Raw genomic sequence first — 21,445 nt, 5'->3', positions numbered from 1 at the left:
AGGCGAACGCGGCGCGTTGGCGCAGTGGGCTGACAAATCAAAAAGGCAGAGACACTCAGGCGAGCGGTGGGGCGCGAGGGTTGGCCGAAGGCCAGGTGAAGCGGGCAGGGAGGTCGGCACTGACGATGGGCGCCAGTGGTGGGCTGTGTTGTTCAGGCAGGATCGCCAGGGTCAGGCTGGAGTTGAACGCCGGGCCCATGCCTCCGCCGACCGAACACAGCGGACAGCCGAACGCCTTGGACAGGGTCGGCAGTTGTTCTTCAGTGGGGTTGCTGGCGAGCGGCGCTTGAGTGGCCGGGTCGACTGTACAGAACTGGCCGCCGATACCGTTCAGCTGCATGCCGACCATTTGTCCGTGACCGATGCTGCAGGCGAACACGTTGAACAGGACGCAGCAATAAAGCATCCAGGCCAGTAGTGAGCGATCGGAACGGGAGAATTTCATGGGGCGGCACTTTACCGTACCGCTGATCGGTCGTGCACTTGGAAAAAATGCGACTAGGCTGATTTGTTCAAATCCCTTTCCAAGGATTTCAACCATGACCTTTGTGTTGGCTCAATGGCTGGTGACAACGTTTGCGGTGATCGCCTTGATGCACGTGTATTGGGCGCTGGGTGGGCAGTGGGCGGCAGCGGTGGTGGTGCCGCAGGTGCCGGTGCGCGGATTTGTCGCAACGGTACGGCCGGCGTTCAAGCCGTCAGGCTGGCTCACGTTGATCGTGGCGGCGGCGTTGCTGGTGATTGCTGCGTTGGTGTGTATGCGGGTTGGCTGGGGAATGCCGGCGGTGACACACAAAGCGCTGCAATGGGTGATCAGCGCGATTGCGCTGTTGATGTTTGCCCGGGCGATTGGTGATTCGAATCTGGTCGGATTCTTCAAGGACGTGAAGGATTCGCGGTTTGCGCGGCTGGACACCTGGGTGTATTCGCCGTTGTGTGCGGTGTTGGGGGCGGGGTTGTTGGCGGTGGCTTGGGTTTGAGGTGAGTCGGATATCGCTATCGCGAGCAGGCGAAGGCCTACATTTGGAATGCGTTCCCCTGTAGGAGTGAGCCTGCTCGCGATGGCGTCATATCAGCCCCTACAAATCTTCAGCTACCACTCTCGGTACGGCGGCTACTGACCTCTGCCGGCACATCATCCCCAGCCATACGCTTGCGGAACAACGCCGCCCGCGCCAGCAGCAAAGTAGTCACCGGGACAGTAATCGCCAGCAAAACCGGAATCAGCCAGGCATGTATGACCGGCCCGGACTTCAGCGCCGAAAAACAGATGATCGACGCCAGCGCCACACACCATGCGCCTAGCGTCGAAGCCAGTGCCGGCGGATGCATGCGCTGGAAGAAATCCTTCATGCGCAATAACCCGATCGCGCCGATCAGCGCAAAAAGCCCGCTGAGCACCAGCAGGATCGCCACCGGAATCTCGACCCATAGCGACAATTCAGCATTCATTCGATCACCTCGCCACGCAGCAGGAATTTCGCCAGGGCAAACGAGCCGACGAAGCCGAACAGCGCAATCAGCAGCGCCGCTTCGAAGTAAGTGTCACTGGAATACCGAATGCCCAGGGTCAACATCATCAGCATCGCGACGATGTACAGGTAGTCCAGCGCCAGTACCCGATCCTGCGCCGACGGGCCTTTGAACAGGCGCACCAGGGTCAGCACCATCGCCAGCGAGAACAGGAACAGCGTCAGCAGGATCGCGTTCGACAGTAATGGGCTCATTCGAAAATCTCCATCAGCGGCCGCTCGTAGGTGCTCTTGAAGTGCTCGATGAACTGCGCTTCGTCATCCAGATCCCAGACGTGCAACAACAGAATGCTGCGATCCAGCGCCAGCTCTGACCATACCGTGCCGGGCACCACCGTGCAGATCATCGCCAGGGTTGCGAGGCCGTGAGCATCGCGCAGGTCCAGCGGGACTTTGACAAAACCCGAGCGCGGAGGGCGGCGACCGGCGTTGAGCACGCCCCACGCGACGATCAGGTTGGACATCACCACGTCACGACCGACGAGCAGGAACAGACGCAGAATCGTTCCCGGACGGCGAATGCGTACCTGTTTCGGACGCAGTTTGCGCATCATCAACGGCGCAGCAAAACCCAATATTGCGCCGAGCAGCAGATTGCCCGGGCTGATCGACAGGTTCAGGGTCAGCCACAGGGCGCACAGCGCCAGCGACAACAGCGGTGCAGGAAACACGCGCTTCATGGCTGCACCTCCAGCATCGCCGATTTGGCTTCCGGACTCGGTACGGCGCGGGTACCGAGCACCGCCATCACGTATTGCTGCGGATTGTTCAGTGCCTCAGCGGTGGCCTGGGTGTAACGCAACAGGGGTTCAGCCTTGAAAGTCAGGACGATGCTCAGCCCCAACAACAGGAAGATCGGCGCGCATTCGAGTTTGCGCAGCAGTGGTGACGGCCGCTCTTCGGGCGTCCAGAAGCGCTGGATGCCGAGGCGCGAGAACGCCATCAACGACGTCAGCCCGGTGAGGATCAGCAACGCCAGCAACGCCCAGGCCGCGTTGGATATCGGCGCGCCAGTGCCCAGGCCGAGCGGGTTGAGCAAGGCGCCGATCAGGCTGAGTTTGCCGATAAATCCGGACAGCGGCGGCATGCCGATAATCAGCAAAGCGCAGGCGATGAAGCTCAGGCCGAGAAACGCCATGGTCCACGGGATAACCTGGCCGACCACGGCTTTCTGCTCGTCATCGAGGTTGATGCCTTTGGGTGGTTGCAGGGATTCCTGTGGACGTGGCAGCAGTTCGCTTTCGTCTTCGAGCGGGATCTCGTTGGCCGAGCGCGAGCGTTCGATCAACTCGGCCAGCAGGAACAGCGCACTCAACGCCAGAGTCGAGCTGACCAGATAGAACAGCGCTGCGCCGATCAGGTTCGGCTGGGCGAAACCGACGGCGGACAGCAGAATTCCCGCCGACACCAGAATGCTCAGGCTGGCCATGCGTTCCAGTCGTTGTGCAGCGAGAATCGCCAGTGCCGCGCAGGCCATGGTCGCCATGCCGCCGTAGATCAGCCAGTCGCCACCAAAGAACGCCGAGGCTCCGGCCTGCCCGGAAAACAGCAACGTCCACAGGCGTAGCAACGTGTACACGCCGACCTTGGTCATGATCGCGAACATCGCCGCCACCGGTGCACTGGCGGAAGAATAGGCGGGTACGAGCCAGAAGTTCAGCGGCCACATGCCGGCCTTGGCCAGGAACGCGACGGCGAGAATCCCCGCACCGGCGTGCAGCAGGCCACGGTCGGCTTCCGGCACCAGTGGAATCTTCAGCGCCAGATCGGCCATATTCAGCGTGCCGGTGACACCGTAGATCAGGGCCGCGCCAATCAGAAACAGCGACGAGGCAAGCAGGTTGATCGAGATGTAATGCAACCCTGACGACACCCGTGCCCGACCCGAGCCGTGCAGCAACAGGCCATAAGACGCGGCGAGCAAGACTTCGAAGAATACGAACAGGTTGAACAGGTCCGCCGTCAGGAACGCGCCGTACAGGCCCATCAACTGGATCTGGAACAGCGCGTGGAAGCTTGAACCGGCGCCGTCCCAACGGGCCATGGCAAACAGCAGGGCGCTGACACCGATGATTCCGGTCAGCACCAGCATCAGCGCCGACAGTCGATCGACCACCAGCACGATGCCGAACGGCGCCTGCCAGTTGCCCGGCAGGTAAACGCCAATGGAACCGGGCACGCCGGTGGTTTGCGTCCAGTGCAGCAGCATCACCGAAATGAACAGGCCGACGAGGCTGGAGAACAGGTTGATTTTCGCCTTCAGCGGCCGGTGCCGTTCACCGAGCATCAGCATGATGGCGGCGGTCAGCAGCGGTAGCAGGATCGGTGCGGCGATCAGGTGAGTCATCGCCATCATTCCTTAGGCTCCCGGCCGTCAACGTGGTCGGTGCCGGTCAAACCGCGTGAAGCGAGGAGCACGACGAGGAACAGCGCGGTCATGGCGAAACTGATGACGATCGCGGTGAGTACCAGTGCCTGTGGCAGCGGGTCGGTGTAGTGCAACAAGTCCTGGGTAACGCCATCCTTGATCACCGGCTCCTTGCCGATGAACAGGCTGCCCATGCTGAAGATGAACAGGTTGACGCCATACGACAGCAGGCACAGGCCCATGACCACCTGGAACGTCCGTGGCCGCAGGATCAGCCAGACGCCGGAGGCGGCGAGCACGCCGATGGCGATTGCGATGACTTCTTCCATCAGACGGCTCCTTTGCTGGCGACGGACTTGGGCAGCGATGCGGTCTTGTGACCCCGCACCGATTGGTGGGCGAGGGCGGTGAGGATCAACAGCGTCGAACCGACCACCACGCCGTACACGCCAATGTCGAAGAACAGCGCACTGGCGACATGGATGTCACCCAGCACTGGCAAGCTGAAATGCCAGGTGTGCGTGGTCAGGAACGGATAACCGACCAGCATCGCGCCCAGACCTGTAGCGGTGGCGAATAGCAATCCGGTGCCCATCCAGCGCAACGGCCGCAGGCTCATTTGCGCCTCGACCCACTGGGTGCCGGCGACCATGTATTGCAGGATGAACGCCACCGACATCACCAGGCCCGCGACGAAACCGCCACCCGGCTGGTTGTGCCCGCGCATGAACAGGTAGAACGACACCACCAGCGCAATCGGCAGCAGCAGACGCACCAGGACTGCCGGCACCATCATGAAGCCGAGCGCGGTATCGCTGGCGGAACGCGGGTTGACCAGGTCGGTGACCACGTCGGGCGCGAGCAGGCGTTGCTGGGCTGGCAATTGCAGGCTTTCTTTCGGTGGGCGGAAGCGTCGCAGCAGGGCGAACACGGTCAGCGCCACGGCGACCAGTACGGTGATTTCGCCAAGGGTGTCGAAGCCACGGAAATCCACCAGCATCACGTTGACCACGTTGCTGCCACCGCCCTCGGGCATGGCGCGGCTGAGGTAGAACGAGGAGATGTCGTTCGGCGTTTGCCGCGTCAGCATTGCGTAGGACAGCAGCGCCATGCCACCGCCGACGGCAATCGACAATAGCAAGTCGCGCAGGCGGCGAATGCGTGCTTTGCGCAGGCTGCTCGGCAGTGGCGAGACTTCTTCGATGCGTCGTGGTAACCAGCGCAGGCCGAGCAGAATCAGTACGGTGGTGACCACTTCCACTGCCAGTTGCGTCAGGGCCAGATCCGGTGCGGAGAACCAGACGAAGGTCACGCAGGTCATCAACCCGCAGACGCTGACCATGGTCAGGGCGGCGAGACGGTGATACTTGGCTTGCCACGCGGCGCCGAGGGCGCAGGCGATGGCCAGCAACCACAGGGTCACGAAGACGATCGAACCGGGAATTTTCGGCCGGTCGCCCCAGCTCAGGCTGCTGTGCAACATCGGGATCAGACCGGCGAGCACCGCCGCCAATACCATCAGGAACAATTGCATCTGCAGACGCTTGGTGCCGAGTCGCCGCTCCAGGCGTCGGGCCAGGCGCATCATCACCACGAGGCTGCGCTCGAACAGGCGCTTGCCGTTGAAGCGGCCCACCAGTGGCGGATATTTGAAACGTCCGCGCTTGAGCTGATTGCGCAGTAACAGATAGACGATGATGCCGCCGGACATGGCGATCAGGCTCATGATCATCGGTGCGTTCAGACCGTGCCAGATCGCCAGGCTGTATTCCGGCAGTGTGCCGCCAACCACTGGCAATGCCGCCGCCGCAAGCAATGGACCGACGATCTGCGCCGGGAAAATCCCCACCAGCAAGCAGGTGAATACCAGCAGCTCCACTGGCGCGCGCATCCAGCGCGGCGGCTCGTGCGGTGTGTGCGGCAGGTCGGTGGCCGGTGGGCCGAAGAACACATCGACGGTGAAGCGCAACGAGTAGGCAACGCTGAATGTACCGGCGATGGTCGCGACAATCGGCAGCGCCGCTTCGACCCAGGCCGTGGCATTGATGAACACGGTTTCGGCGAAGAACATTTCTTTCGACAGGAAACCGTTAAGCAGCGGCACACCTGCCATCGAGGCGCTGGCAACCATGGCCAGCGTCGCTGTGAAGGGAATCAGTTTGATCAGGCCGCTGAGTTTGCGGATATCGCGAGTACCGCTTTCATGGTCGATGATGCCCGCGGCCATGAACAGCGAGGCTTTGAATGTCGCGTGATTGAGGATGTGGAATACCGCCGCTACAGCGGCCAACGGACTATTGAGACCCAACAACAGCGTGATCAGGCCGAGGTGGCTGATGGTCGAGTAAGCCAGCAGGCCTTTGAGGTCGTTCTGGAACATCGCGCAATAGGCGCCGAGCAACAGCGTACACGCACCAGCGCCGCTGACGATGTAGAACCATTCTTCGCTGCCGGACAGCGACGGCCACAGGCGCGCAAGCAGGAAAACCCCGGCCTTGACCATGGTGGCCGAATGCAGATAGGCCGAAACCGGTGTCGGCGCCGCCATTGCGTGGGGCAGCCAGAAGTGGAAAGGGAACTGCGCACTTTTGCTGAGGGCGCCAATGAGAATAAGGGGAAGGAGGATAGGGTAGAGGGAATGTGCGCGAATCATGTCGCCGGCGGCCAGGACCTTGTCGAGGTCATAGCTGCCGACGACATGGCCGAGAATCATGACCCCCGCCAGCAGGCATAACCCGCCGGCACCGGTGACCATCAACGCCATATAAGCGCCGCGACGGGCGTCGGCGCGGTGGTGCCAGTAGCCGATCAGCAGGAACGAGAAGAGGCTGGTCAGCTCCCAGAAAAACACGATCTGAATCAGATTGCCGGAGATGACCAGACCGAGCATCGCGCCCATGAACGCCAGAAAAAACGCGAAGAAGCGCGGCACCGGATCGTCCGGCGACATGTAATAACGGGCATAGAGAGAAACGAGCGTGCCGATGCCGAGTACCAGCATCGAAAACAGCCAGGCGAAGCCGTCCATGCGCAGGACGAAGTTCAGACCGAGGCTGGGCAGCCACATGAATTCTTCGCGGATTACGCCGCCGTGGGCAATTTGCGGGTACAACATCGCGACCTGGACGGTGCCGATCAAAGCGACCAGACCTGCCAACAGGGATTCGGTATTACGCGCGTTGTGAGGCAGCACCGCTGCCAGACAGCTGCCAATGAATGGCAGAAGCAGTAGAACTATCAGGGACATAGGCTTCTAATCTGCGGAAGTTTGTGAAGCATCATACGTGCCAGCTCCCCGATCACCAAACGCCAGGATGTCTCAGAATCCTACAAAGTAGTCCGGAATTTTCTGTTTGGCATTGTTTCAGGTAGATCGATGTTGCTTGGAATGGCCTCATCGCGAGCAGGCTCATTCCTACAGGGGGGAACGCATTTCAAGTGTAGGAGTGAGCCTGCTCGCGATAGCTATAGTCCAGGCACTAAAGATATTGCAGATTAACCTTGGGTTTCCTGCTCCAGCTCTGCTTCGGCTTCTGCAACCTTCCCCTTGGTCTTCAACTCACTGACAATCACCGCCGCGACAATCAACCCCGCGCCCACCAGCGCAATCGCCGGCAAGCGCTCGCCAGCAATTCGCCCGACAATCCCGGCCCATACCGGCTCACCGGCATAGATCAACGTCGCCCGGGTTGGCGAAACACTTTTCTGCGCCCAGTTCATCGCCACCTGAATCGCCGCACTCGCCGCGCCCAACCCCAGCGCAGTCACCAGCAGGGTCCAGGAAAAGTCCGGTAACAATTCGCCAGTCGGCACCACCAGCAGGAACGACAACACCGAAGTCGTGGCCAGTTGCACCACGGTGACCCGACGCACATCCACCTGGCCGGCGTAGGTACTGATCAAAATGATTTCGGCGGCAATCGCGATCGCACTGATCAATGTGGCGATTTCACCTGGACTGAAATTCAGCTCAGCCCCGGACGGCCCCGACAGCAGCATCAAACCGGCGAACGCCAACATGATGCCAATACTCGGCATCAAGCCCGGACGACGCCCGAGCACCAGCCATTGCAGCAACGGCACGAACGGCACATACAACGCGGTAATGAACGCCGACTGACTACTCGGAATGGTTTGTAGCCCGACCGTCTGCAAACCGTAACCAAGCATGATCGCCACGCCAATAAAGGCGCCGGCCTTGAGTTCGAACAGGGTCAGTTCGCGTAGATGACGCCATGAGAACAGCGCAACGATACAAGCCGCTGCCGCAAAACGCAGGCCGACGAAAAACATCGGGCCGCTGACCGTCATCGCGTGCTGTACCAGCAGGAACGTGCCGCCCCAGACCATGGTAATCAGCACCAGCACGCACTCGGCTTTGCTGAAACGAGAGAAACGGAGGGGAGTGGGGGAGCTGTTCTGCGACGTCATGACCTTGCGCACTATAAAAAGGAGGCCGCACAATGCGCCCAACGTTGCGCAGTATACTGCCCAACCTCACCGAGTGAGCAATATAGTGCACAAAGATTCAATGCAACGGGCCTCCGTCCTGCAACACGTCAGCCAGAACGTCCGGCGTCTGCGGCATGCCGCCGACCTGAGTCAGACCGCGCTGGCAGAAAAGTCCGGTGTCAGTCGGCGAATGCTGGTGGCGATTGAGGCGGGCGAGAAGAATGTCAGCCTGACCACCCTTGATCGCGTCGCCGAAGCGCTCGATGTCGCGTTCAGCGATCTGATCCAGGCGCCGGATGCCCGTGATCCGAGCCGCATCAACGAGGTGGCCTGGGCGGGCACCCACCCGGGCAGTAAAGCCGTGCTGCTCTCCAAAGCCACGGCGACGCGCGAAGTCGAGCAGTGGGAATGGTGCCTGCAACCGGGCGAGGTCTACCCCTCGCAAGCCGATGCCGAGGGCTGGAGCGAGCAGATTTTCGTCTTTGCGGGTTGCCTGACCCTGATGCTCGGCGACCAGCCGCAGCACATCGGTACAGGTGAGTTTTTCATGTTTGCCAGTAACCAGCCGCACTCCTATCGCAACGATGGCGATGTGCCGGCGCGGTTTGTTCGTAATGTGGTGATTTGAATGAATCAGCGTGCAGACATCCTGATTATCGGCGGCGGCCTCAGCGGCGCGATGCTGGCCGTGCAATTGTTGCGTCTGCCGGGCCGGCGCCATGTCCTGATTATCGAACCGCGTGCCGAAATCGGTCGAGGCGAGGCCTATAGCGCGGTCGAGTTGGGTCACACGCTCAACGGCAACGCCGCGCGCATGAGCGTTGATCCGGATAATCCCGATGATCTGACGCAGTGGCTCACCGAGCACATTACCGCTGGCGGCTGGCCGGAGTCTGCCGAGCAGAAGGTGCCGATCAGTGAACTGTTTCCGCCGCGTGGATTGTTCGGGGTCTATGTGCAGCAGCGCCTGGCCGAAGCGCGCCTTGTCGGTGCGAGAAATGGCTCAAGCGTTGAACACCTTCGCGCGGAAGTCGTCGACCTGCAGGTCGAGGCCGATTCGGTGCAGCTCACACTGAGCAATGGTCAGGCACTGCGCGGTGGCTACGCGGTCCTGGCGACTGGAATGTTCCCGGCCGCGCGAACTCCGCAGACAACCTCCAGCGGCCTCAACGCCGCAGCGCTCGATCCGTGGGATGTCGCGGCCATGCGCCAGCTCGACCCGCAATCGACCGTGCTGATCATCGGCTCCGGCCTGACCATGGTCGATGCCGTGGTGTCGCTGGAGCAAGCCGGGCATCGCGGGCCGATAGAAGTGTTTTCCCGCCATGGTTTGTTGCCCCATGTGCGCCGACAACCGCCAGCCTGGGCGGACTTTCTTGGCGACGATCACAGCCTGCGTACGCCTCGGCAGCTGTTGCGCGAATTGCGTCGGCAATGCCAGGCAGCCATTGCACAAGGCATCGATTGGCAGGCGCCGCTGGACACGGTTCGCGTGCACATCGCCCGCTTATGGAGCCAGGCGACTGACACGCAGCGTCGACAATTCGTACGCCATGTGCGGCCGTGGTGGGAGAGCCACCATCACCGTTCGCCGCCGTTGAGCGCGGCGCTGGTTGAACGGTTGCACGCAGAAGGGCGGTTGCGGATTCAGGCGGCTTCGTTCAAAGGGCTTGTGCCGAGTCCGCAAGGTGGCGTCAGCATTTGTATTCGGCGTCGCGGTGAGTCTGGAACTTGCGTAGTGCAGGGCGCTGCACTGATTAATTCCAGTGGCATCGAATACGACTGGCGCCGCGTCGCACGACCGTTGCCGCAGCAAGTGTTGGCGCGGGGTTTGGTGCAGCCGGGGCCGTTGGCGTTGGGAATCGCAGCGGCCGTGGATGGCGCGGTGCTGGATGCCGAGGGGCGCGCGGCTGGCCGGTTGTTTGCCATGGGGCCGCCATTGCGCGGGATGTGGTGGGAGAGTACGGCGGTGACGGATGTGGCGTTGCAGGCCAAGGCGCTGGCTGCGCGTTTGGCGGGTTGAGGTTGTTCTATCGGGCCCCTTCGCGAGCAAGCTCGCTCCCACAGGGGATTCAGGTTGCAAATACCATTTGTGCCACGCCACAGAACCGGGGGGAGCGAGCTTGCTCGCGAAAGCGGTGGGTCAGTCGACATCCACAGCGACTGACGTACCGCTATCGCGAGCAGGCGAAGGCCTACATTTGTTGCGTGGTAACCAAAAGCGTTACGCCACCACTCGATAACACGGCACATACGCCGCGCCGCCCGGCAGTTTCATCCGGTGCTGGGCGACGAAGGCTTTGAGCAGCGCATCGAGCGGTTGCATGATCGCCGCGTCACCACGGATCTGGTACGGCCCGTGTTCTTCGATCAGGCGGATGCCCTTGTCCTTGACGTTACCGGCGACGATGCCCGAGAACGCCCGTCGCAGGTTGGCCGCGAGTTCGTGCGGTGGCTGGTCGCGGTGCAGTTTGAGGTTGGCCATGTTTTCGTGGGTCGGATCGAACGGGCGCTGGAAGCCTTCGTCGATTTTCAGCAGCCAGTTGAAGTGGAACGCATCGTTACGCTCGCGGCGGAACTGCTTCACCGCTTTCAAGCCCTGAGTCATCTGCCGCGCCACTTCGGCCGGGTCGTCGATGATGATTTCGTAGTGCTGCTTGGCCGCTTCGCCCAAGGTCGCAGTGACGAAGGCGTCGAGTTGTTCCAGATACGGCGCGGCATGTTTCGGCCCGGTGAGGATCACCGGGAACGGCAGCCCCTTGTTGTCCGGGTGCATCAGGATGCCCAACAGATAGAGGAACTCTTCAGCCGTACCGGCGCCGCCCGGGAAGATGATGATGCCGTGGCCAACCCGCACGAAGGCTTCCAGACGTTTCTCGATGTCCGGCAGGATCACCAGCTCGTTGACGATCGGGTTCGGCGCTTCGGCAGCAATGATGCCCGGCTCGGTCAAACCCAGGTAACGACCGCCATGAATACGCTGTTTGGCGTGGGCAATGGTCGCGCCTTTCATCGGGCCTTTCATCACGCCGGGGCCGCAGCCGGTGCAGATGTCAAGGCTGCGCAGGCCCAGTTCGTGGCCGACTTTCTTGGTGTATTTGTATTCTTCCGTGTTGATCGAATGACCGCCCCAGCACACGACGATCTTCGGCTCGACGCCCGGGCGCAGGGTGCGCGCGTTGCGCAGCAGGTGGAAAACGTAGTCGCTGATGCCTTGCGAGGTGCTCAGGTCGATGCGTTGGCTGTCGAGTTCGTTTTCGGTGTAGACGATGTCGCGCAGGGCACTGAAGAGCATTTCGCGGGTGCTGGCGATCATTTCGCCGTCAACGAAGGCGTCGGCCGGAGCGTTCAGCAGCTCCAGGCGTACGCCGCGATCCTGTTGGTGAATGCGGATTTCGAAGTCCTTGTAGGCTTCGAGGATGGTCTTGGCGTTATCGACATGGGCGCCGGTGTTGAGGATGGCCAGGGCGCACTGGCGGAAGAGGGTGTAGGTGCTGCCGGATCCGGCTTCGCTCAGTTGCTGAACTTCACGTTGAGAAAGGGTTTCCAGGCTGCCTTTCGGGCTGACCGAGGCATTGATTACGTGTCGTTGGGTCATGCAATGATCCTTAAAACGATGTCATCTCAAGACTAGGCGATGGCATCCGAATAGTGTGTATCCATGAATGAAGATGGCACGATCTGCGCTGTACCGCCATGTCCCCGTTGGACGCTGAAAAGATGAAAAGGAGCCCCAGCATAGCTAAATCCGCGGTAGAGGCGATAATGCGCCGGCCGGTTTTTTCAGTTAGCCCTTTTGTCGCTCAAGGAAGTCATTTGTGATGTTCGAGATTCAGCCGATGGATGCCGCCACTTTTCGCCAGCAGACCCGCCGCAGCACGATCATCATCGCCGTGCTGTTCCTGGTGCTGGCGATGTTGTTTTCCAGCGTGGCGGTGGCGCTGTTCGGCGAGCCTGGCGGCGATAACCTGCGCTTCAATGTCGGCGGCGTGTTTGTGGCGTTTCTGCTGACCGCAGCGTTACTGCGCGGGCGCTTCTGGAATCAGAGCTGGATGGCGCCAGCGGTATACAGCTGGCGGCTCAAGCGCAATCTGATGAGCATCACCAACGTCATGCATCAGGTAACTGCAGCCGTGGAGCAGAATGATCCGACGGCCATGAAGGTTCTGCGCTTTTACCATCTCGGCTTGACGCAAATGCACGAACTGGACGGCAACTCCAGCGATCACGGGCAACTGTGGCGGGAAGTTGAAACGCACAAGGCGCGGATGCAGGCGCTGGGACTCGATACCGAGCAGACGCGCCTGGATCCGGTCTGGCTGGAAGCCTTGAAGACTTCGCGTTGATCACACGGCTCGACGCAGTTTCCATGAGCGGATTAAACGGCCATACACCAGCAGGTTGATCGCCAGTACCACGCTGCCGAGCGCCAGTTGAATCTGCGGGGTGAGCCCGGCGGGGTAGATGATCGGCCAGATGTAATGCTCGATGAAGCCGCCGGCGTATTCAGTCTGCCCGGCCGCGTGGCGCATGAGGTTTTCCCAGTAGGTCAGCGGGCAGGTCAGGTGCAGCACCTCGACCGCCACGCCCCAGGCCGCAGCCGGTAAATGCAGCCACATCAGACGCGGCCATTTGAGGACCAGCAGCCCGCCAAACAGCACAAACAGAATGAAGGACAAATGAAACAGCACCAGCCCGTCGGCTGCGATTCGGTACAGCATGTCGTCTCCCTGACGCATTTGTGAATGGCTCACATGGTACGCCGATGGCCGTCCACAGTCGGCGCGATTTAGCGCAATTGCGCAAGATTGTTCAAGCCGGACAAGGGGATTTGCTGGCAGAGTCTGCTGCTGTTTCCACTGTTGAAGAGCGATATGTCTGACTCACTTATGCCGCGCAGTGCGTTCCTTCGCGGCGCTATCGCGATCATGCCGTTGTCTCTGGCCACCGCGCCTTGGGGATTACTGGCTGGCTCCATGGCGATCGAGGCCAACCTCACACCGCTGCAAGGGCAGGGCTTGTCGAGCATTGTGTTTGCCGGCGCGGCGCAATTGGTCGCGATCGGCATGCTCAAGGGCGGCGCGGGGATTTTTTCGATTCTGTTGACCACGCTGCTGCTGACTTCACAGCACTTGCTGTACGGCATGAGCATGCGTTCGGTGATTTCGCCACTGCCGGGGCGCTGGCGCATCGGGCTGGGCTTTTTGCTCACCGACGAGTTGTTTGCACTGACCAGTCAACATGATCGCCAGCAGTTCAACCGCTGGTATGCGCTGGGTGTCGGCCTGACGTTTTACATCGCGTGGAATCTGTTCACCCTGGCCGGGATCGTTCTTGGCAGCAGTATCCCGGGGCTTGAGCACCTGGGGCTGGACTTCTCGATTGCCGCCACGTTTATCGCGTTGATCACGCCGGTAGTGCGCAACGTGCCGACGGTGGTCTGCGTGGCGGTGTCGCTGTTTTGTTCGGTGTTGTTCAGTTACTGGCAATGGGGCTCGGCGCTGGTGTTGTCCGGTCTGGCCGGGATGACGGCAGGGTTTATCTGCAACAAGCTGTATCGGGAGCGCACATGATGGTTTGGGCGGTGATTTTCGGCATGGGGATTCTGGTGTTTCTCAATCGCTACGTGTTTCTTGAACCGCGTTTGCCGGTGCGCTTGAGTAGCAATGCGCGGCAGTTTCTCGGTTTTGCAGTACCGGGGATGCTCACCGCGATCTGCGGGCCGATTGTCTTCATGCCGGACAAACAGCTGAATCTGCAGTGGGACAATCCGTACCTGCTTAGTTCGCTGGTGGCGATTGCTCTGGTGATTTACACGCGCAGTACTTTGCTCAGTATGTTGTTGAGCATGGCGTTCTTTTTTTTGCTGCGGTGGTGGTTGTAAGTTGTGCGTTTGAAACTGTTCTACGCTTCAAGGATGACGGGTAACTGATGACGGGAGGTGTACATGACGACTGAGCCAAAGCAGCCAGAGACGGATGACCAAGACACGGATGAACCGACGCAAGAAGAAATAGAGCGGGAGAAACACAACGAACAGACCTGGAAGCGCGATGAATCCACAGAGCTTTCAGATCCAGACCGCAAGTTTTGAAGATTTTTACGAAAAAGCCCCGCACATGCGGGGCTTTTTTTGGGTTCAGAGATCGTCCAGCTGCGTGAAATCGGGGTGTGAAGCCCGATATCCCAATGTTCGGTCGATCCATGCGTTCAGCTCGTTGACCATCACCGGCGCGTGGCCGGGATACCCTTCGAGGGTGGTGCGCAGGATGCGTTCGATATCGGGAACGGCACGCAGGTTTCGGGTCTTGATGTAGTGGCCGATAAAACAGTCGAGTTCAAAGCGTTCTGTCATGGACAGATAAATACACTCCAGGCCGCCGACCTGTTTGATTGCAAAATCGTCGCGCAACTTATTTCTCTGCAAGGCTTGTAGACGTTATGGGGATTCCTGGTTTGTTGACTCTTTGGTCAACTGGTATACCAATCGGAAAGGCGGCGCGCATGCTAGCCGTAGTGCATCTAAATGTATGTATGACGGTTGAAATGTCAGACAGGCGGTTTGTTCACTCGAACGTGTGTTTTATTTGCAGCGTTTCAAAGATGAAACAGAGTTTGTAACGGCAGTGATTCGCCTTTATGAGTCGCTGAAGGTTGCAATAGTTTTATTCTTCTAACGCTGCGTCAAAAGATCGCAGCCTTCTGCAGCTCCTACATTGATAGACGCGTGAAGTCGGCAAATGTTTAAGTCTGCTCAATAATCAAACTGGCCCCCTGATTGCGTGCGTTACCGACCGCTTTGCCGACTTTGTACCATTCGAACACCTCACTGCCTTCACCTTCGAACAACAGCATTTGCTCGGCGCGCTCAACGGGGGTTGCGGGGTCGAGCCATTCGCGCACCAACTCTGCGCGGAACACCACCGGTCGGCGATCATGGATATCGAGCATGCCCCCCATAGCATCGGCGGTGATGATCACGAAACCGTCGTCGTCCCGGGCCGGTGTTTCGGCTGTCGGAAATTGGCCGATGGCAGCGCAGAAAACCGCCCCATGATCCGCCCGACGAATCAGCCACGGTTGTCGGGTTTTGTCTTCGGTGTCGACCCATTCAAACCAGTTGTCCACGGGCACAATCAAGCGATGTCGCCAGATCGTCCGGAAGAACGGGCCATGGGCGACTTTCTCGACCCGGGCATTGATCGGTGGTGGGCGATCCTTGGCCCAGTGCGGGCGCCAGCCCCAGCGCAGATTGTCGGCCTGCAGCTGTTGCCCTTGTTGGTGCAGGACGGCCAGCGCGGTGGTCGGCGCCGCGTTATAGCGATCAAGCGGCGCATCACCAACGTGATTGATCAACGCGTCGGGAATGCTCAGCACCGCGACGAAGTCGTGAATGCCACGGTACTGCGAGAGTCTTCCGCACATCGGCTGAATCTCCGGTTGGAGATTTCAGCTTAGTCGCTGGCGCCTTGGCCGGTGAATGTGTCACGCCAGTTCAACCAGCGGCGTTCGAGCACGGCCAGCAAGCCATCGCTGAGTTTACCGAGCAAGGCGAGCACGATGATTGCGGCCAGCACGATGTCCGGTCGCGAAGTTTCCCGGCCGTCAGTGAGCAGATACCCCAAACCTTTGGTGGCGGCGATCAGTTCCGCCGCCACCAGAAACATCCACGCCAGACTCATGCCACTGCGTAGCCCGGTGAACAGGCCGGGCAGGGCGGCCGGCAGCAAAATCCGCCTTACCAGTTGCAAGCGGCTAAAGCCGTAGATGCGGCCGACTTCCACCAGTTTGCGGTCAATGTTGCGTATGGCCGCGACGACGTTGACGTACACCGGAAAGAACGCGCCAATGGCGATCAAGACAATTTTCGAGGTCTCGTCGATGCCCAGCCACAACAACAGCAGCGGCACCCAGGCCAGGCTCGGGATTGAACGCAAGGCAGCGAAAGTCGGTTCCAGATAAGCCTCGGCTTCGCGGCTCAAACCGACCCAGGCGGCAAACGCCAGCCCCAGACTGGCGCCAATGGCAAAGCCCAGCAGCACGCGGATCAGGCTGGCGCCGATGTGTTTCCACAGCGCACCCTCAGCGAGGTCGGTGAGGGTCAGGGCAATCTCGCTCGGTGCCGGCATCTGGTAGGACGGCAGCCACCCGATGCGTACGATAATTTCCAGCGCAACGATGATCAGCAGCGGCAGGGCCAGGCCCTTGCAGCGGCGCTGCCATGTCGGATTTAAACGCGCAGGACGCTGGCGCGGAACGGCAAGTGGCGCGGGCAAGTCTTTGCTGTGAGTGGTCATGGTTTTTGGCTCCGCTCACAACAAATCCGCGACGGGCGCGGATTTGTCCTGAGGCTGATCGGTTACTGGCGGGCGACGGCTTGCTGTACACCGCTGTCGAGCAGTTGGTCGATGACTTGATCGACATTCACTCCACGGCGCACCAGTTCCTCGGAGACCAGAATCGGCGCCGCAGCCTTGGAGGCGCTGATGTCCTGTTGGGTCAGCTGCGGGCTACTCAGGTCGGTGCGCGATAGTTGCAGCTTGGCTACGTCCAGCGGCAAGCCGGACTCCTTGGCGAGAAGGGCGGCGAACTCATCAGGATTTTTCAGCGCCCAGTCGCGGGCCTGTTCGTAAGCTTTGATCACGGTTTCGATAGTCTGCGGATGTTCTTTGGCGTATTGCTCAGTGACGCTGACCACGCCGTAGCTGTTGAACGCCGGGTTGCGGTAGAGCAGGCGCGAGCCGGCCTGAACCTGACTGGCGGCCATGTGCGGATCGAGGCCGGCCCAGGCGTCGACATCGCCTTTTTCCAGCGCCGTGCGGCCATCCGGATGCTGCAGGTGGACCAGTTCCACCTCATCTTTTTTCAGCCCGGCCTGCTGCAGACTGCGCAGGGTAAACAGATAAGGGTCGGTGCCTTTGGTGGCGGCGATCTTTTTACCCCTGAGGTCGGCGACGCTCTGGTACGGCGAATCCTTGCGTACGACCAAGGCTGTCCATTCGGCGCGGCTATAGACGTAGACGGATCTGATCGGGCTGCCATTGGCACGGCTCAGCACCGCAGCAAGGCTGGCGCTGGAAGCGAAGTCCACGCCCCCACTGTTGAGGTATTCCAGTGAGCGGTTGCTGCCCTGGCTCAGTACCCAACTGACTTTGGTTTGCGGCAAGGCCTTTTCGAGGAAGCCGAAGTGCTTGAGCACCAGGCTGACTGGCGAGTAATAGGCGTAGTCGAGATGCACTTCTGCTGGCGCCGTTTCCGCGGCGTGGACGAGCGGTTGCAGGCTCAGCACCATGGCGCTGGCCGCCAGCAGGGTTTTGAGTCGGGGAAAGAACAATGTCATGGGGGCGCTCCGGCAAAGGCACAGGTTTCTTATGTCCAAAAAGATATTTTTATCGAATGCTTCCTGCATGAATGGAATATTGCAGGCTCTGTGCCATGTGCTTGAAAGTCCCGGTTTATAAGGGTTTAAACACGTATTGGGAGATTTCTCCTGTTGATGGGGCAACACTGTGGTTTGCTGCTGTTGCTACACCAACAGTAGGAATCGACCGTGATGAGCTTATGCATTAATCGAATTTAAAAACCAAGAATAAAGAGCGTTATGGTCTATGCAATTTCCCTTTGCAGGACTCGCCATGAAGCTTTCTCGGTTCCTACGCGGTGCGCTGAGCGCTGCGCTGTTTACGTCGCCACTTTCCTACGCTGCCGAGTCCTTGGTCCTGCATGTCGGCGATCAGAACTACTACAACATCCGTGCCTCGGTGGAGGCCTCCGGCGTGTTGAAAGGCGCGCCTTATACCGTCGATTGGAAGCACTTCCAGGCCGCTGCACCCTTGGCGGAAGCCTTGCAAACCGGTTCACTGGATCTGGGCTTTTTGGGCGATTCCGGTTTTCTGTTTCTGGCTGCCAAGCAGGCGCCGGTGAAACTGATTGGCGTATCGCGGCAGAATCCGGACACCATCGCGTTACTCGTGCCGAAGGACTCGCCGGTAAAAACCATCGCCGATCTGAAAGGCAAGAAAGTCGCCTACTGGCCCGGTGCCTGGAGCCAGCAATTGACCTTGCGCGCACTGGAGCAGGGCGGTCTGCCGGAAAACTACGTCGATTTCGTCAAGCTAATGCCGATCGATGCCGCCGCAGCCCTTCCACAGGGCAGCATCGACGCTTTCCCGGTATGGGAGCCGTACATTTCCCAGCAGATCGTGTTCTCCGGCGCGCGACCGATCCTGACCGCCAAGAATCTGATGCCGGGCCTCAGTGCTATCGCGGCGTCGACACCGTCCATCGACAGCAAACGTGCAGCCATCGCGGATTTTCTCGGGCGCTTGAAGCAGGCGCGGGCCTGGGTCGATAGCCACACGGACGAATACGCTGATCTATGGGCAAAGAAAGCCAATCTCGATCAGCAGGTGTCGCGCCACTGGTTGCGTCAGGCGCACATGACGGTCGGCCCCGTTGACACACAAGCGGCGACGGATTTGCAAAGTACTGCCGATTTCCTGTTCAAAGTGAAAGCGCTGCCGGCTCCGTTAGCCACTGCCGGCATTATTGACACGTCCTTTCAACAGGCATTGGCTCACTGAGCGAGCGCCGGAACCAAACCCTGTGTACCTTATCCAACCTCCGCTCGCAGATCGGGGCGCAAGGATGGATAAGGGCGAGGGAGTTTTGCCAATCGACAACATGACGGCAGCCGCCGTGCTCAAGGCAAAACATGACATCCGGATTCAAGCTTCTCTGTGCAGCGCTCATCGCCCTCGGGCTGGCCGGTTGTATCGCCGCCCCGATAGAAATGACCGCGCAAACCGAAACGCGCCTTAAAGCCCAGGCACCGGTGCGCTTCCTGTTGACGTTCGATGACGGCCCCAGCGCATCCAGTTTCTGGAATCCGTCGGCGACGGTGCTCGACAGCCTCAAGGACAATTCGCTGATGCCGAATATCAAAGCGGTGTTCTTCGTGCAGACGCGCGCACCGCGAGCGGGCAACAGTGACATCGGTCGCGGCATCATGCGGCGTGAGTATGAGGAGGGCCACATACTGGCGTTTCATACGGCCACTCACTGGCACACCAATCATCGCTTGCTCGATCCGCAAGCACTCGAAGAATCGCTGACCAACGGCACGGCTGATATCGCTGCCATCACTGGCGCGCCGCCGAAGTTGCTGCGCCCGCCGTTCTGGAATTACGACAAACGTACCTTTGCCGCTTATCAACAGCATGGTTTGCATGTGTTGCTCACGGATTTAAGTGCCAACGATGGCAAGATCTGGGGCTTCAATGCCAGCCCGAGGCGTCGGGCAAACATGCTGCGACAATTATCAGAAGTTCGTGAACGGATTGCCCTTGGCGAATTTCCGACCGTTGACGGGGTGATTCCGGTAGTAGTGACGTTTCATGATCTGAATCGCTATACCGCGCGGCACACGCGCGAATACCTGCAGATTCTGCTCGACAGCGCCGCTGCCACGGGCGTGAAGCTGGCGGACAAGCCTTTCTATGATGATCACGCTGAACTTGAGAAAGCGGCATTGGCTCGTACGGTGGAAAAAAGTTCGGAGCCGGTAAATTTGCCGGGGATGTGGAACTGGATCTGGGATCACGACGCACACTGAGGGCGGGGTGGATTGTTGTGATCGGGTTGGCATTTTGTATCGGGCAAGCCACAAATGGCTCATCTATGCTCAACGAGTCGACCGACCAACGCCTGCGAGGCGTGCACTCATGCTTGCCATTGACGATATTTGCCGGATTGTCGAATCCGGCTTCCCTGCGTTCAAGTGCGACTGCATTCCGAGTGCGCAGGGACTGCTGCAAATCAAGGTTTATGAGCCGGACAGCGGGCGTGTCGAACTGCTGCTCACTGGCGTTTCCCCGGAACACCTCGTCACGATCCGTGACATTTCCAACTTCATCGGTGAGTTACGCACCGAAATGAGCGCCGGTCGCCGGGCCTTTGCTGGTTAACGCCTCATAAACGTCGTTGAAACGCTTCAACAATGCGCAATGTCGCCTCACTGGTGTGCAGATTGCGCACTGCGTCCAGCGGATGCCAGATGCAATCAATGATCTCGTTCTGCGGCCGCACTTGCTCGAAGTCCAGCACGGAGACCTCGTAGACATGATGCTGTGTGCTGCCGCTCTGCAATTCCATTAAATACAACACATCGTCGGCGTCCAGGCCGGTTTCTTCTTGCAGTTCACGTACGGCAGCCTGCGCTCGGGTTTCGCCGGGCTCGACCTTGCCGCCGGGCAATGTCCAGCGGCAGCGGGGTTTGCGTACCAGGAGAACGTGGCGATCCTGTTCGCATATAACGGTTGCGCGTATTTTCATTTGTTACCTGTTTACTGCTTGTCACGAAAGAGTAATAAAACTGCAATATTTGAGCCGAAGCTAGCATCAAAGGTTTCATTTGGATTTGGAGCGTTGGCTGCAGCGTAAAGTGCCCGCGCCATGATGGTCGCGGCTTGCGACACCCGGTCGGCATTTCGGGCGGATCAGGGTGTAAGGTAAAAGCGTGAAGCTGGATCTGACCGTTAGCGAAAATGGAGGTGTCCATGAGCATGCCGATGTTGATCAAGATGCACATGAACGGCTATGACGTGCTTAGCGTGAACAATGGCCCATGGCGGGTTTGCACCCAAGGCGATCGGCTGGCGTCGTTTGGCAGCCGAGAGGAAGCACTGGCCTATGCTGCTGCGTTGCCTGGCTACAAAAAACGCTCGGCGCGCGCGCAAAGTCACAGAACTCACTGACTGGCTGTAACGAAAAAGCCCCGGCCTGTGTCGGGGCTTCTGTTTTAGGGGAGGGTGGTCTCAGTGGACCTTGGTCCGGCTGATGGCGCGGGCTTTCACTTCCCGGGCATAGAGTTGCAGCCGTTCTTCATCGCTTTGCAGCACCTCACAGGATCTCAGCACGCTTTGCGCATCTGCCTCGTTGCCGGATTTGCGCAGTTGTTCTGCGATACGTTTGAGGTCGACCGCCGACCATCTCAAGTCCGATGCAACGCTTTGCAGGTCGCGTTGAAGTTCGTGTTCGTATTCATTGAGCCGCATGATCACCTCCAGAACATTCTCGGTAGAAAAGAGTAGTC

At 59.7% G+C, this 21,445-nt stretch carries 27 protein-coding genes; 11 read left to right on the top strand and 16 right to left on the bottom strand.

From position 1 onward, the window contains the following. Positions 1-55: 55 nt before the first annotated feature. Positions 56-445, bottom strand: a complete 390-nt coding sequence (locus H8F23_RS10930; protein ID WP_016982997.1) for a DUF2946 domain-containing protein — start codon at positions 443-445, stop codon at positions 56-58. Positions 446-539: 94 nt separating this feature from the next. Here H8F23_RS10930 and H8F23_RS10925 point away from each other — a divergent pair, with 94 nt between their 5' ends. Next, the gene (locus H8F23_RS10925; protein WP_194934381.1) at positions 540-980 is read left to right on the top strand and encodes a DUF3995 domain-containing protein; all 441 of its coding nucleotides are present in this window, start codon (positions 540-542) and stop codon (positions 978-980) included. Positions 981-1,089: 109 nt separating this feature from the next. Here the strand turns inward: H8F23_RS10925 and H8F23_RS10920 are convergent, their stop codons facing one another. The 7 genes from H8F23_RS10920 to H8F23_RS10890 form a co-directional block, all read right to left on the bottom strand. After that, the gene (locus H8F23_RS10920; RefSeq protein ID WP_194934380.1) at positions 1,090-1,452 is read right to left on the bottom strand and encodes a Na+/H+ antiporter subunit G; all 363 of its coding nucleotides are present in this window, start codon (positions 1,450-1,452) and stop codon (positions 1,090-1,092) included. After that, positions 1,449-1,727 (bottom strand): K+/H+ antiporter subunit F, encoded by a 279-nt coding sequence (locus H8F23_RS10915; protein ID WP_007910754.1) that lies wholly within the window; start codon positions 1,725-1,727, stop codon positions 1,449-1,451. Before H8F23_RS10915 ends, H8F23_RS10920 begins: the two co-directional genes overlap by 4 nt. Beyond that, complete coding sequence (locus H8F23_RS10910) at positions 1,724-2,212, bottom strand: Na+/H+ antiporter subunit E (protein WP_095050004.1); 489 nt, start codon at positions 2,210-2,212, stop codon at positions 1,724-1,726. The genes H8F23_RS10915 and H8F23_RS10910 overlap by 4 nt, the downstream gene beginning before the upstream one ends. After that, on the bottom strand, positions 2,209-3,888 hold the full coding sequence (locus tag H8F23_RS10905) for a monovalent cation/H+ antiporter subunit D (RefSeq protein WP_099758705.1): 1,680 nt from the start codon (positions 3,886-3,888) through the stop codon (positions 2,209-2,211). Before H8F23_RS10905 ends, H8F23_RS10910 begins: the two co-directional genes overlap by 4 nt. After that, entirely contained in the window at positions 3,885-4,229 is a 345-nt protein-coding gene (locus tag H8F23_RS10900; RefSeq protein ID WP_007910763.1) for a Na+/H+ antiporter subunit C, read from the bottom strand. Before H8F23_RS10900 ends, H8F23_RS10905 begins: the two co-directional genes overlap by 4 nt. Continuing rightward, positions 4,229-7,147, bottom strand: a complete 2,919-nt coding sequence (locus H8F23_RS10895; protein ID WP_093437315.1) for a monovalent cation/H+ antiporter subunit A — start codon at positions 7,145-7,147, stop codon at positions 4,229-4,231. The genes H8F23_RS10900 and H8F23_RS10895 overlap by 1 nt, the downstream gene beginning before the upstream one ends. Positions 7,148-7,395: 248 nt before the next feature. Next, positions 7,396-8,331, bottom strand: a complete 936-nt coding sequence (locus H8F23_RS10890; protein ID WP_194934379.1) for a DMT family transporter — start codon at positions 8,329-8,331, stop codon at positions 7,396-7,398. A gap of 85 nt (positions 8,332-8,416) precedes the next feature. On the opposite strand from H8F23_RS10890, the gene H8F23_RS10885 reads away from it, so the two are divergent. Both H8F23_RS10885 and H8F23_RS10880 read left to right on the top strand, forming a co-directional pair. Further along, positions 8,417-8,980: a helix-turn-helix domain-containing protein gene (locus H8F23_RS10885; protein ID WP_194934378.1), complete on the top strand. Its 564-nt coding sequence runs from the start codon at positions 8,417-8,419 to the stop codon at positions 8,978-8,980. Next, the gene (locus H8F23_RS10880; RefSeq protein WP_194934377.1) at positions 8,981-10,375 is read left to right on the top strand and encodes an FAD/NAD(P)-binding protein; all 1,395 of its coding nucleotides are present in this window, start codon (positions 8,981-8,983) and stop codon (positions 10,373-10,375) included. 201 nt (positions 10,376-10,576) lie between these two features. Here the strand turns inward: H8F23_RS10880 and ppnN are convergent, their stop codons facing one another. Beyond that, on the bottom strand, positions 10,577-11,950 hold the full coding sequence (gene ppnN, locus H8F23_RS10875) for a nucleotide 5'-monophosphate nucleosidase PpnN (RefSeq protein WP_034152412.1): 1,374 nt from the start codon (positions 11,948-11,950) through the stop codon (positions 10,577-10,579). 223 nt (positions 11,951-12,173) lie between these two features. On the opposite strand from ppnN, the gene H8F23_RS10870 reads away from it, so the two are divergent. Beyond that, positions 12,174-12,698 (top strand): DUF3087 domain-containing protein, encoded by a 525-nt coding sequence (locus H8F23_RS10870; protein WP_194934376.1) that lies wholly within the window; start codon positions 12,174-12,176, stop codon positions 12,696-12,698. Here H8F23_RS10870 and H8F23_RS10865 read toward each other — a convergent pair whose 3' ends face one another. Beyond that, a complete protein-coding gene (locus tag H8F23_RS10865) occupies positions 12,699-13,073 on the bottom strand; it encodes a DUF2784 domain-containing protein (RefSeq protein WP_186623561.1) in 375 nt (124 codons plus the stop codon). Between the two features lie 153 nt (positions 13,074-13,226). On the opposite strand from H8F23_RS10865, the gene H8F23_RS10860 reads away from it, so the two are divergent. The 3 genes from H8F23_RS10860 to H8F23_RS10850 all read left to right on the top strand — a co-directional run bounded on the left by H8F23_RS10860 (position 13,227) and on the right by H8F23_RS10850 (position 14,446). Next, positions 13,227-13,925 (top strand): AzlC family ABC transporter permease, encoded by a 699-nt coding sequence (locus H8F23_RS10860; RefSeq protein WP_194934375.1) that lies wholly within the window; start codon positions 13,227-13,229, stop codon positions 13,923-13,925. Beyond that, positions 13,925-14,236, top strand: coding sequence for an AzlD domain-containing protein (locus H8F23_RS10855; protein ID WP_174244501.1), 312 nt, complete (start codon positions 13,925-13,927; stop codon positions 14,234-14,236). Before H8F23_RS10860 ends, H8F23_RS10855 begins: the two co-directional genes overlap by 1 nt. 63 nt (positions 14,237-14,299) lie before the next feature. Continuing rightward, entirely contained in the window at positions 14,300-14,446 is a 147-nt protein-coding gene (locus H8F23_RS10850; protein WP_194934374.1) for a hypothetical protein, read from the top strand. A gap of 45 nt (positions 14,447-14,491) precedes the next feature. On the opposite strand, the gene H8F23_RS10845 is transcribed toward H8F23_RS10850, so the two are convergent. The 4 genes from H8F23_RS10845 to H8F23_RS10830 form a co-directional block, all read right to left on the bottom strand. Beyond that, positions 14,492-14,764 (bottom strand): hypothetical protein, encoded by a 273-nt coding sequence (locus H8F23_RS10845; RefSeq protein WP_194934373.1) that lies wholly within the window; start codon positions 14,762-14,764, stop codon positions 14,492-14,494. 332 nt (positions 14,765-15,096) lie between these two features. Further along, complete coding sequence (locus H8F23_RS10840; RefSeq protein ID WP_194934372.1) at positions 15,097-15,777, bottom strand: SOS response-associated peptidase; 681 nt, start codon at positions 15,775-15,777, stop codon at positions 15,097-15,099. 29 nt (positions 15,778-15,806) lie between these two features. After that, positions 15,807-16,649, bottom strand: a complete 843-nt coding sequence (locus H8F23_RS10835) for an ABC transporter permease (RefSeq protein ID WP_194934371.1) — start codon at positions 16,647-16,649, stop codon at positions 15,807-15,809. Positions 16,650-16,711: 62 nt separating this feature from the next. Then, on the bottom strand, positions 16,712-17,692 hold the full coding sequence (locus tag H8F23_RS10830) for an aliphatic sulfonate ABC transporter substrate-binding protein (protein WP_194934370.1): 981 nt from the start codon (positions 17,690-17,692) through the stop codon (positions 16,712-16,714). A gap of 295 nt (positions 17,693-17,987) precedes the next feature. Between H8F23_RS10830 and H8F23_RS10825 the strand changes: the two genes are divergently transcribed. From H8F23_RS10825 to H8F23_RS10815, 3 genes are all read left to right on the top strand, one after another. Beyond that, positions 17,988-18,935, top strand: coding sequence for an ABC transporter substrate-binding protein (locus H8F23_RS10825; RefSeq protein WP_194934369.1), 948 nt, complete (start codon positions 17,988-17,990; stop codon positions 18,933-18,935). Between the two features lie 131 nt (positions 18,936-19,066). After that, a complete protein-coding gene (locus H8F23_RS10820; RefSeq protein ID WP_194934368.1) occupies positions 19,067-19,966 on the top strand; it encodes a polysaccharide deacetylase family protein in 900 nt (299 codons plus the stop codon). Positions 19,967-20,075: 109 nt separating this feature from the next. Then, positions 20,076-20,318, top strand: a complete 243-nt coding sequence (locus tag H8F23_RS10815; protein ID WP_093437383.1) for a DUF1652 domain-containing protein — start codon at positions 20,076-20,078, stop codon at positions 20,316-20,318. A gap of 4 nt (positions 20,319-20,322) precedes the next feature. Here the strand turns inward: H8F23_RS10815 and H8F23_RS10810 are convergent, their stop codons facing one another. Beyond that, complete coding sequence (locus H8F23_RS10810; protein ID WP_194934367.1) at positions 20,323-20,685, bottom strand: NUDIX hydrolase; 363 nt, start codon at positions 20,683-20,685, stop codon at positions 20,323-20,325. A 224-nt stretch (positions 20,686-20,909) separates the two neighbouring features. Between H8F23_RS10810 and H8F23_RS10805 the strand changes: the two genes are divergently transcribed. Next, positions 20,910-21,107, top strand: a complete 198-nt coding sequence (locus H8F23_RS10805; protein ID WP_194934366.1) for a DUF2188 domain-containing protein — start codon at positions 20,910-20,912, stop codon at positions 21,105-21,107. Between the two features lie 60 nt (positions 21,108-21,167). Here H8F23_RS10805 and H8F23_RS10800 read toward each other — a convergent pair whose 3' ends face one another. After that, positions 21,168-21,407 carry a hypothetical protein gene (locus H8F23_RS10800; protein ID WP_007910805.1) on the bottom strand — a complete coding sequence of 80 codons (240 nt, stop codon included), beginning with the start codon at positions 21,405-21,407 and terminating at the stop codon, positions 21,168-21,170. Between the last annotated feature and the right edge of the window lie 38 nt (positions 21,408-21,445).

Origin of the sequence: Pseudomonas neuropathica, assembly GCF_015461835.1 — a bacterium.
GTDB classification, from domain to species: Bacteria; Pseudomonadota; Gammaproteobacteria; order Pseudomonadales; family Pseudomonadaceae; genus Aquipseudomonas; species Aquipseudomonas neuropathica.
The sequence above is the reverse complement of the archived record's forward strand: the minus strand, read 5'-3'. Positions and strand labels throughout refer to the sequence as shown.

Excerpts from the sequence above, each read along its gene's own strand:
- H8F23_RS10915 (WP_007910754.1), bottom strand. The coding sequence starts at position 1,727 with ATGAGCCCATTACTGTCGAACGCGATCCTGCTGACGCTGTTCCTGTTC.
- H8F23_RS10880 (WP_194934377.1), top strand. The coding sequence starts at position 8,981 with ATGAATCAGCGTGCAGACATCCTGATTATCGGCGGCGGCCTCAGCGGC.
- H8F23_RS10800 (WP_007910805.1), bottom strand. The coding sequence starts at position 21,407 with ATGCGGCTCAATGAATACGAACACGAACTTCAACGCGACCTGCAAAGC.
- H8F23_RS10910 (WP_095050004.1), bottom strand. The coding sequence starts at position 2,212 with ATGAAGCGCGTGTTTCCTGCACCGCTGTTGTCGCTGGCGCTGTGCGCC.
- H8F23_RS10850 (WP_194934374.1), top strand. The coding sequence starts at position 14,300 with ATGACGACTGAGCCAAAGCAGCCAGAGACGGATGACCAAGACACGGAT.
- H8F23_RS10830 (WP_194934370.1), bottom strand. The coding sequence starts at position 17,692 with ATGACATTGTTCTTTCCCCGACTCAAAACCCTGCTGGCGGCCAGCGCC.
- H8F23_RS10815 (WP_093437383.1), top strand. The coding sequence starts at position 20,076 with ATGCTTGCCATTGACGATATTTGCCGGATTGTCGAATCCGGCTTCCCT.
- H8F23_RS10855 (WP_174244501.1), top strand. The coding sequence starts at position 13,925 with ATGGTTTGGGCGGTGATTTTCGGCATGGGGATTCTGGTGTTTCTCAAT.
- H8F23_RS10835 (WP_194934371.1), bottom strand. The coding sequence starts at position 16,649 with ATGACCACTCACAGCAAAGACTTGCCCGCGCCACTTGCCGTTCCGCGC.
- ppnN (WP_034152412.1), bottom strand. The coding sequence starts at position 11,950 with ATGACCCAACGACACGTAATCAATGCCTCGGTCAGCCCGAAAGGCAGC.
- H8F23_RS10865 (WP_186623561.1), bottom strand. The coding sequence starts at position 13,073 with ATGCTGTACCGAATCGCAGCCGACGGGCTGGTGCTGTTTCATTTGTCC.
- H8F23_RS10820 (WP_194934368.1), top strand. The coding sequence starts at position 19,067 with ATGACATCCGGATTCAAGCTTCTCTGTGCAGCGCTCATCGCCCTCGGG.
- H8F23_RS10825 (WP_194934369.1), top strand. The coding sequence starts at position 17,988 with ATGAAGCTTTCTCGGTTCCTACGCGGTGCGCTGAGCGCTGCGCTGTTT.
- H8F23_RS10925 (WP_194934381.1), top strand. The coding sequence starts at position 540 with ATGACCTTTGTGTTGGCTCAATGGCTGGTGACAACGTTTGCGGTGATC.
- H8F23_RS10895 (WP_093437315.1), bottom strand. The coding sequence starts at position 7,147 with ATGTCCCTGATAGTTCTACTGCTTCTGCCATTCATTGGCAGCTGTCTG.
- H8F23_RS10840 (WP_194934372.1), bottom strand. The coding sequence starts at position 15,777 with ATGTGCGGAAGACTCTCGCAGTACCGTGGCATTCACGACTTCGTCGCG.
- H8F23_RS10810 (WP_194934367.1), bottom strand. The coding sequence starts at position 20,685 with ATGAAAATACGCGCAACCGTTATATGCGAACAGGATCGCCACGTTCTC.
- H8F23_RS10870 (WP_194934376.1), top strand. The coding sequence starts at position 12,174 with ATGTTCGAGATTCAGCCGATGGATGCCGCCACTTTTCGCCAGCAGACC.
- H8F23_RS10900 (WP_007910763.1), bottom strand. The coding sequence starts at position 4,229 with ATGGAAGAAGTCATCGCAATCGCCATCGGCGTGCTCGCCGCCTCCGGC.
- H8F23_RS10860 (WP_194934375.1), top strand. The coding sequence starts at position 13,227 with ATGTCTGACTCACTTATGCCGCGCAGTGCGTTCCTTCGCGGCGCTATC.
- H8F23_RS10920 (WP_194934380.1), bottom strand. The coding sequence starts at position 1,452 with ATGAATGCTGAATTGTCGCTATGGGTCGAGATTCCGGTGGCGATCCTG.
- H8F23_RS10805 (WP_194934366.1), top strand. The coding sequence starts at position 20,910 with ATGAGCATGCCGATGTTGATCAAGATGCACATGAACGGCTATGACGTG.
- H8F23_RS10905 (WP_099758705.1), bottom strand. The coding sequence starts at position 3,888 with ATGATGGCGATGACTCACCTGATCGCCGCACCGATCCTGCTACCGCTG.
- H8F23_RS10890 (WP_194934379.1), bottom strand. The coding sequence starts at position 8,331 with ATGACGTCGCAGAACAGCTCCCCCACTCCCCTCCGTTTCTCTCGTTTC.
- H8F23_RS10930 (WP_016982997.1), bottom strand. The coding sequence starts at position 445 with ATGAAATTCTCCCGTTCCGATCGCTCACTACTGGCCTGGATGCTTTAT.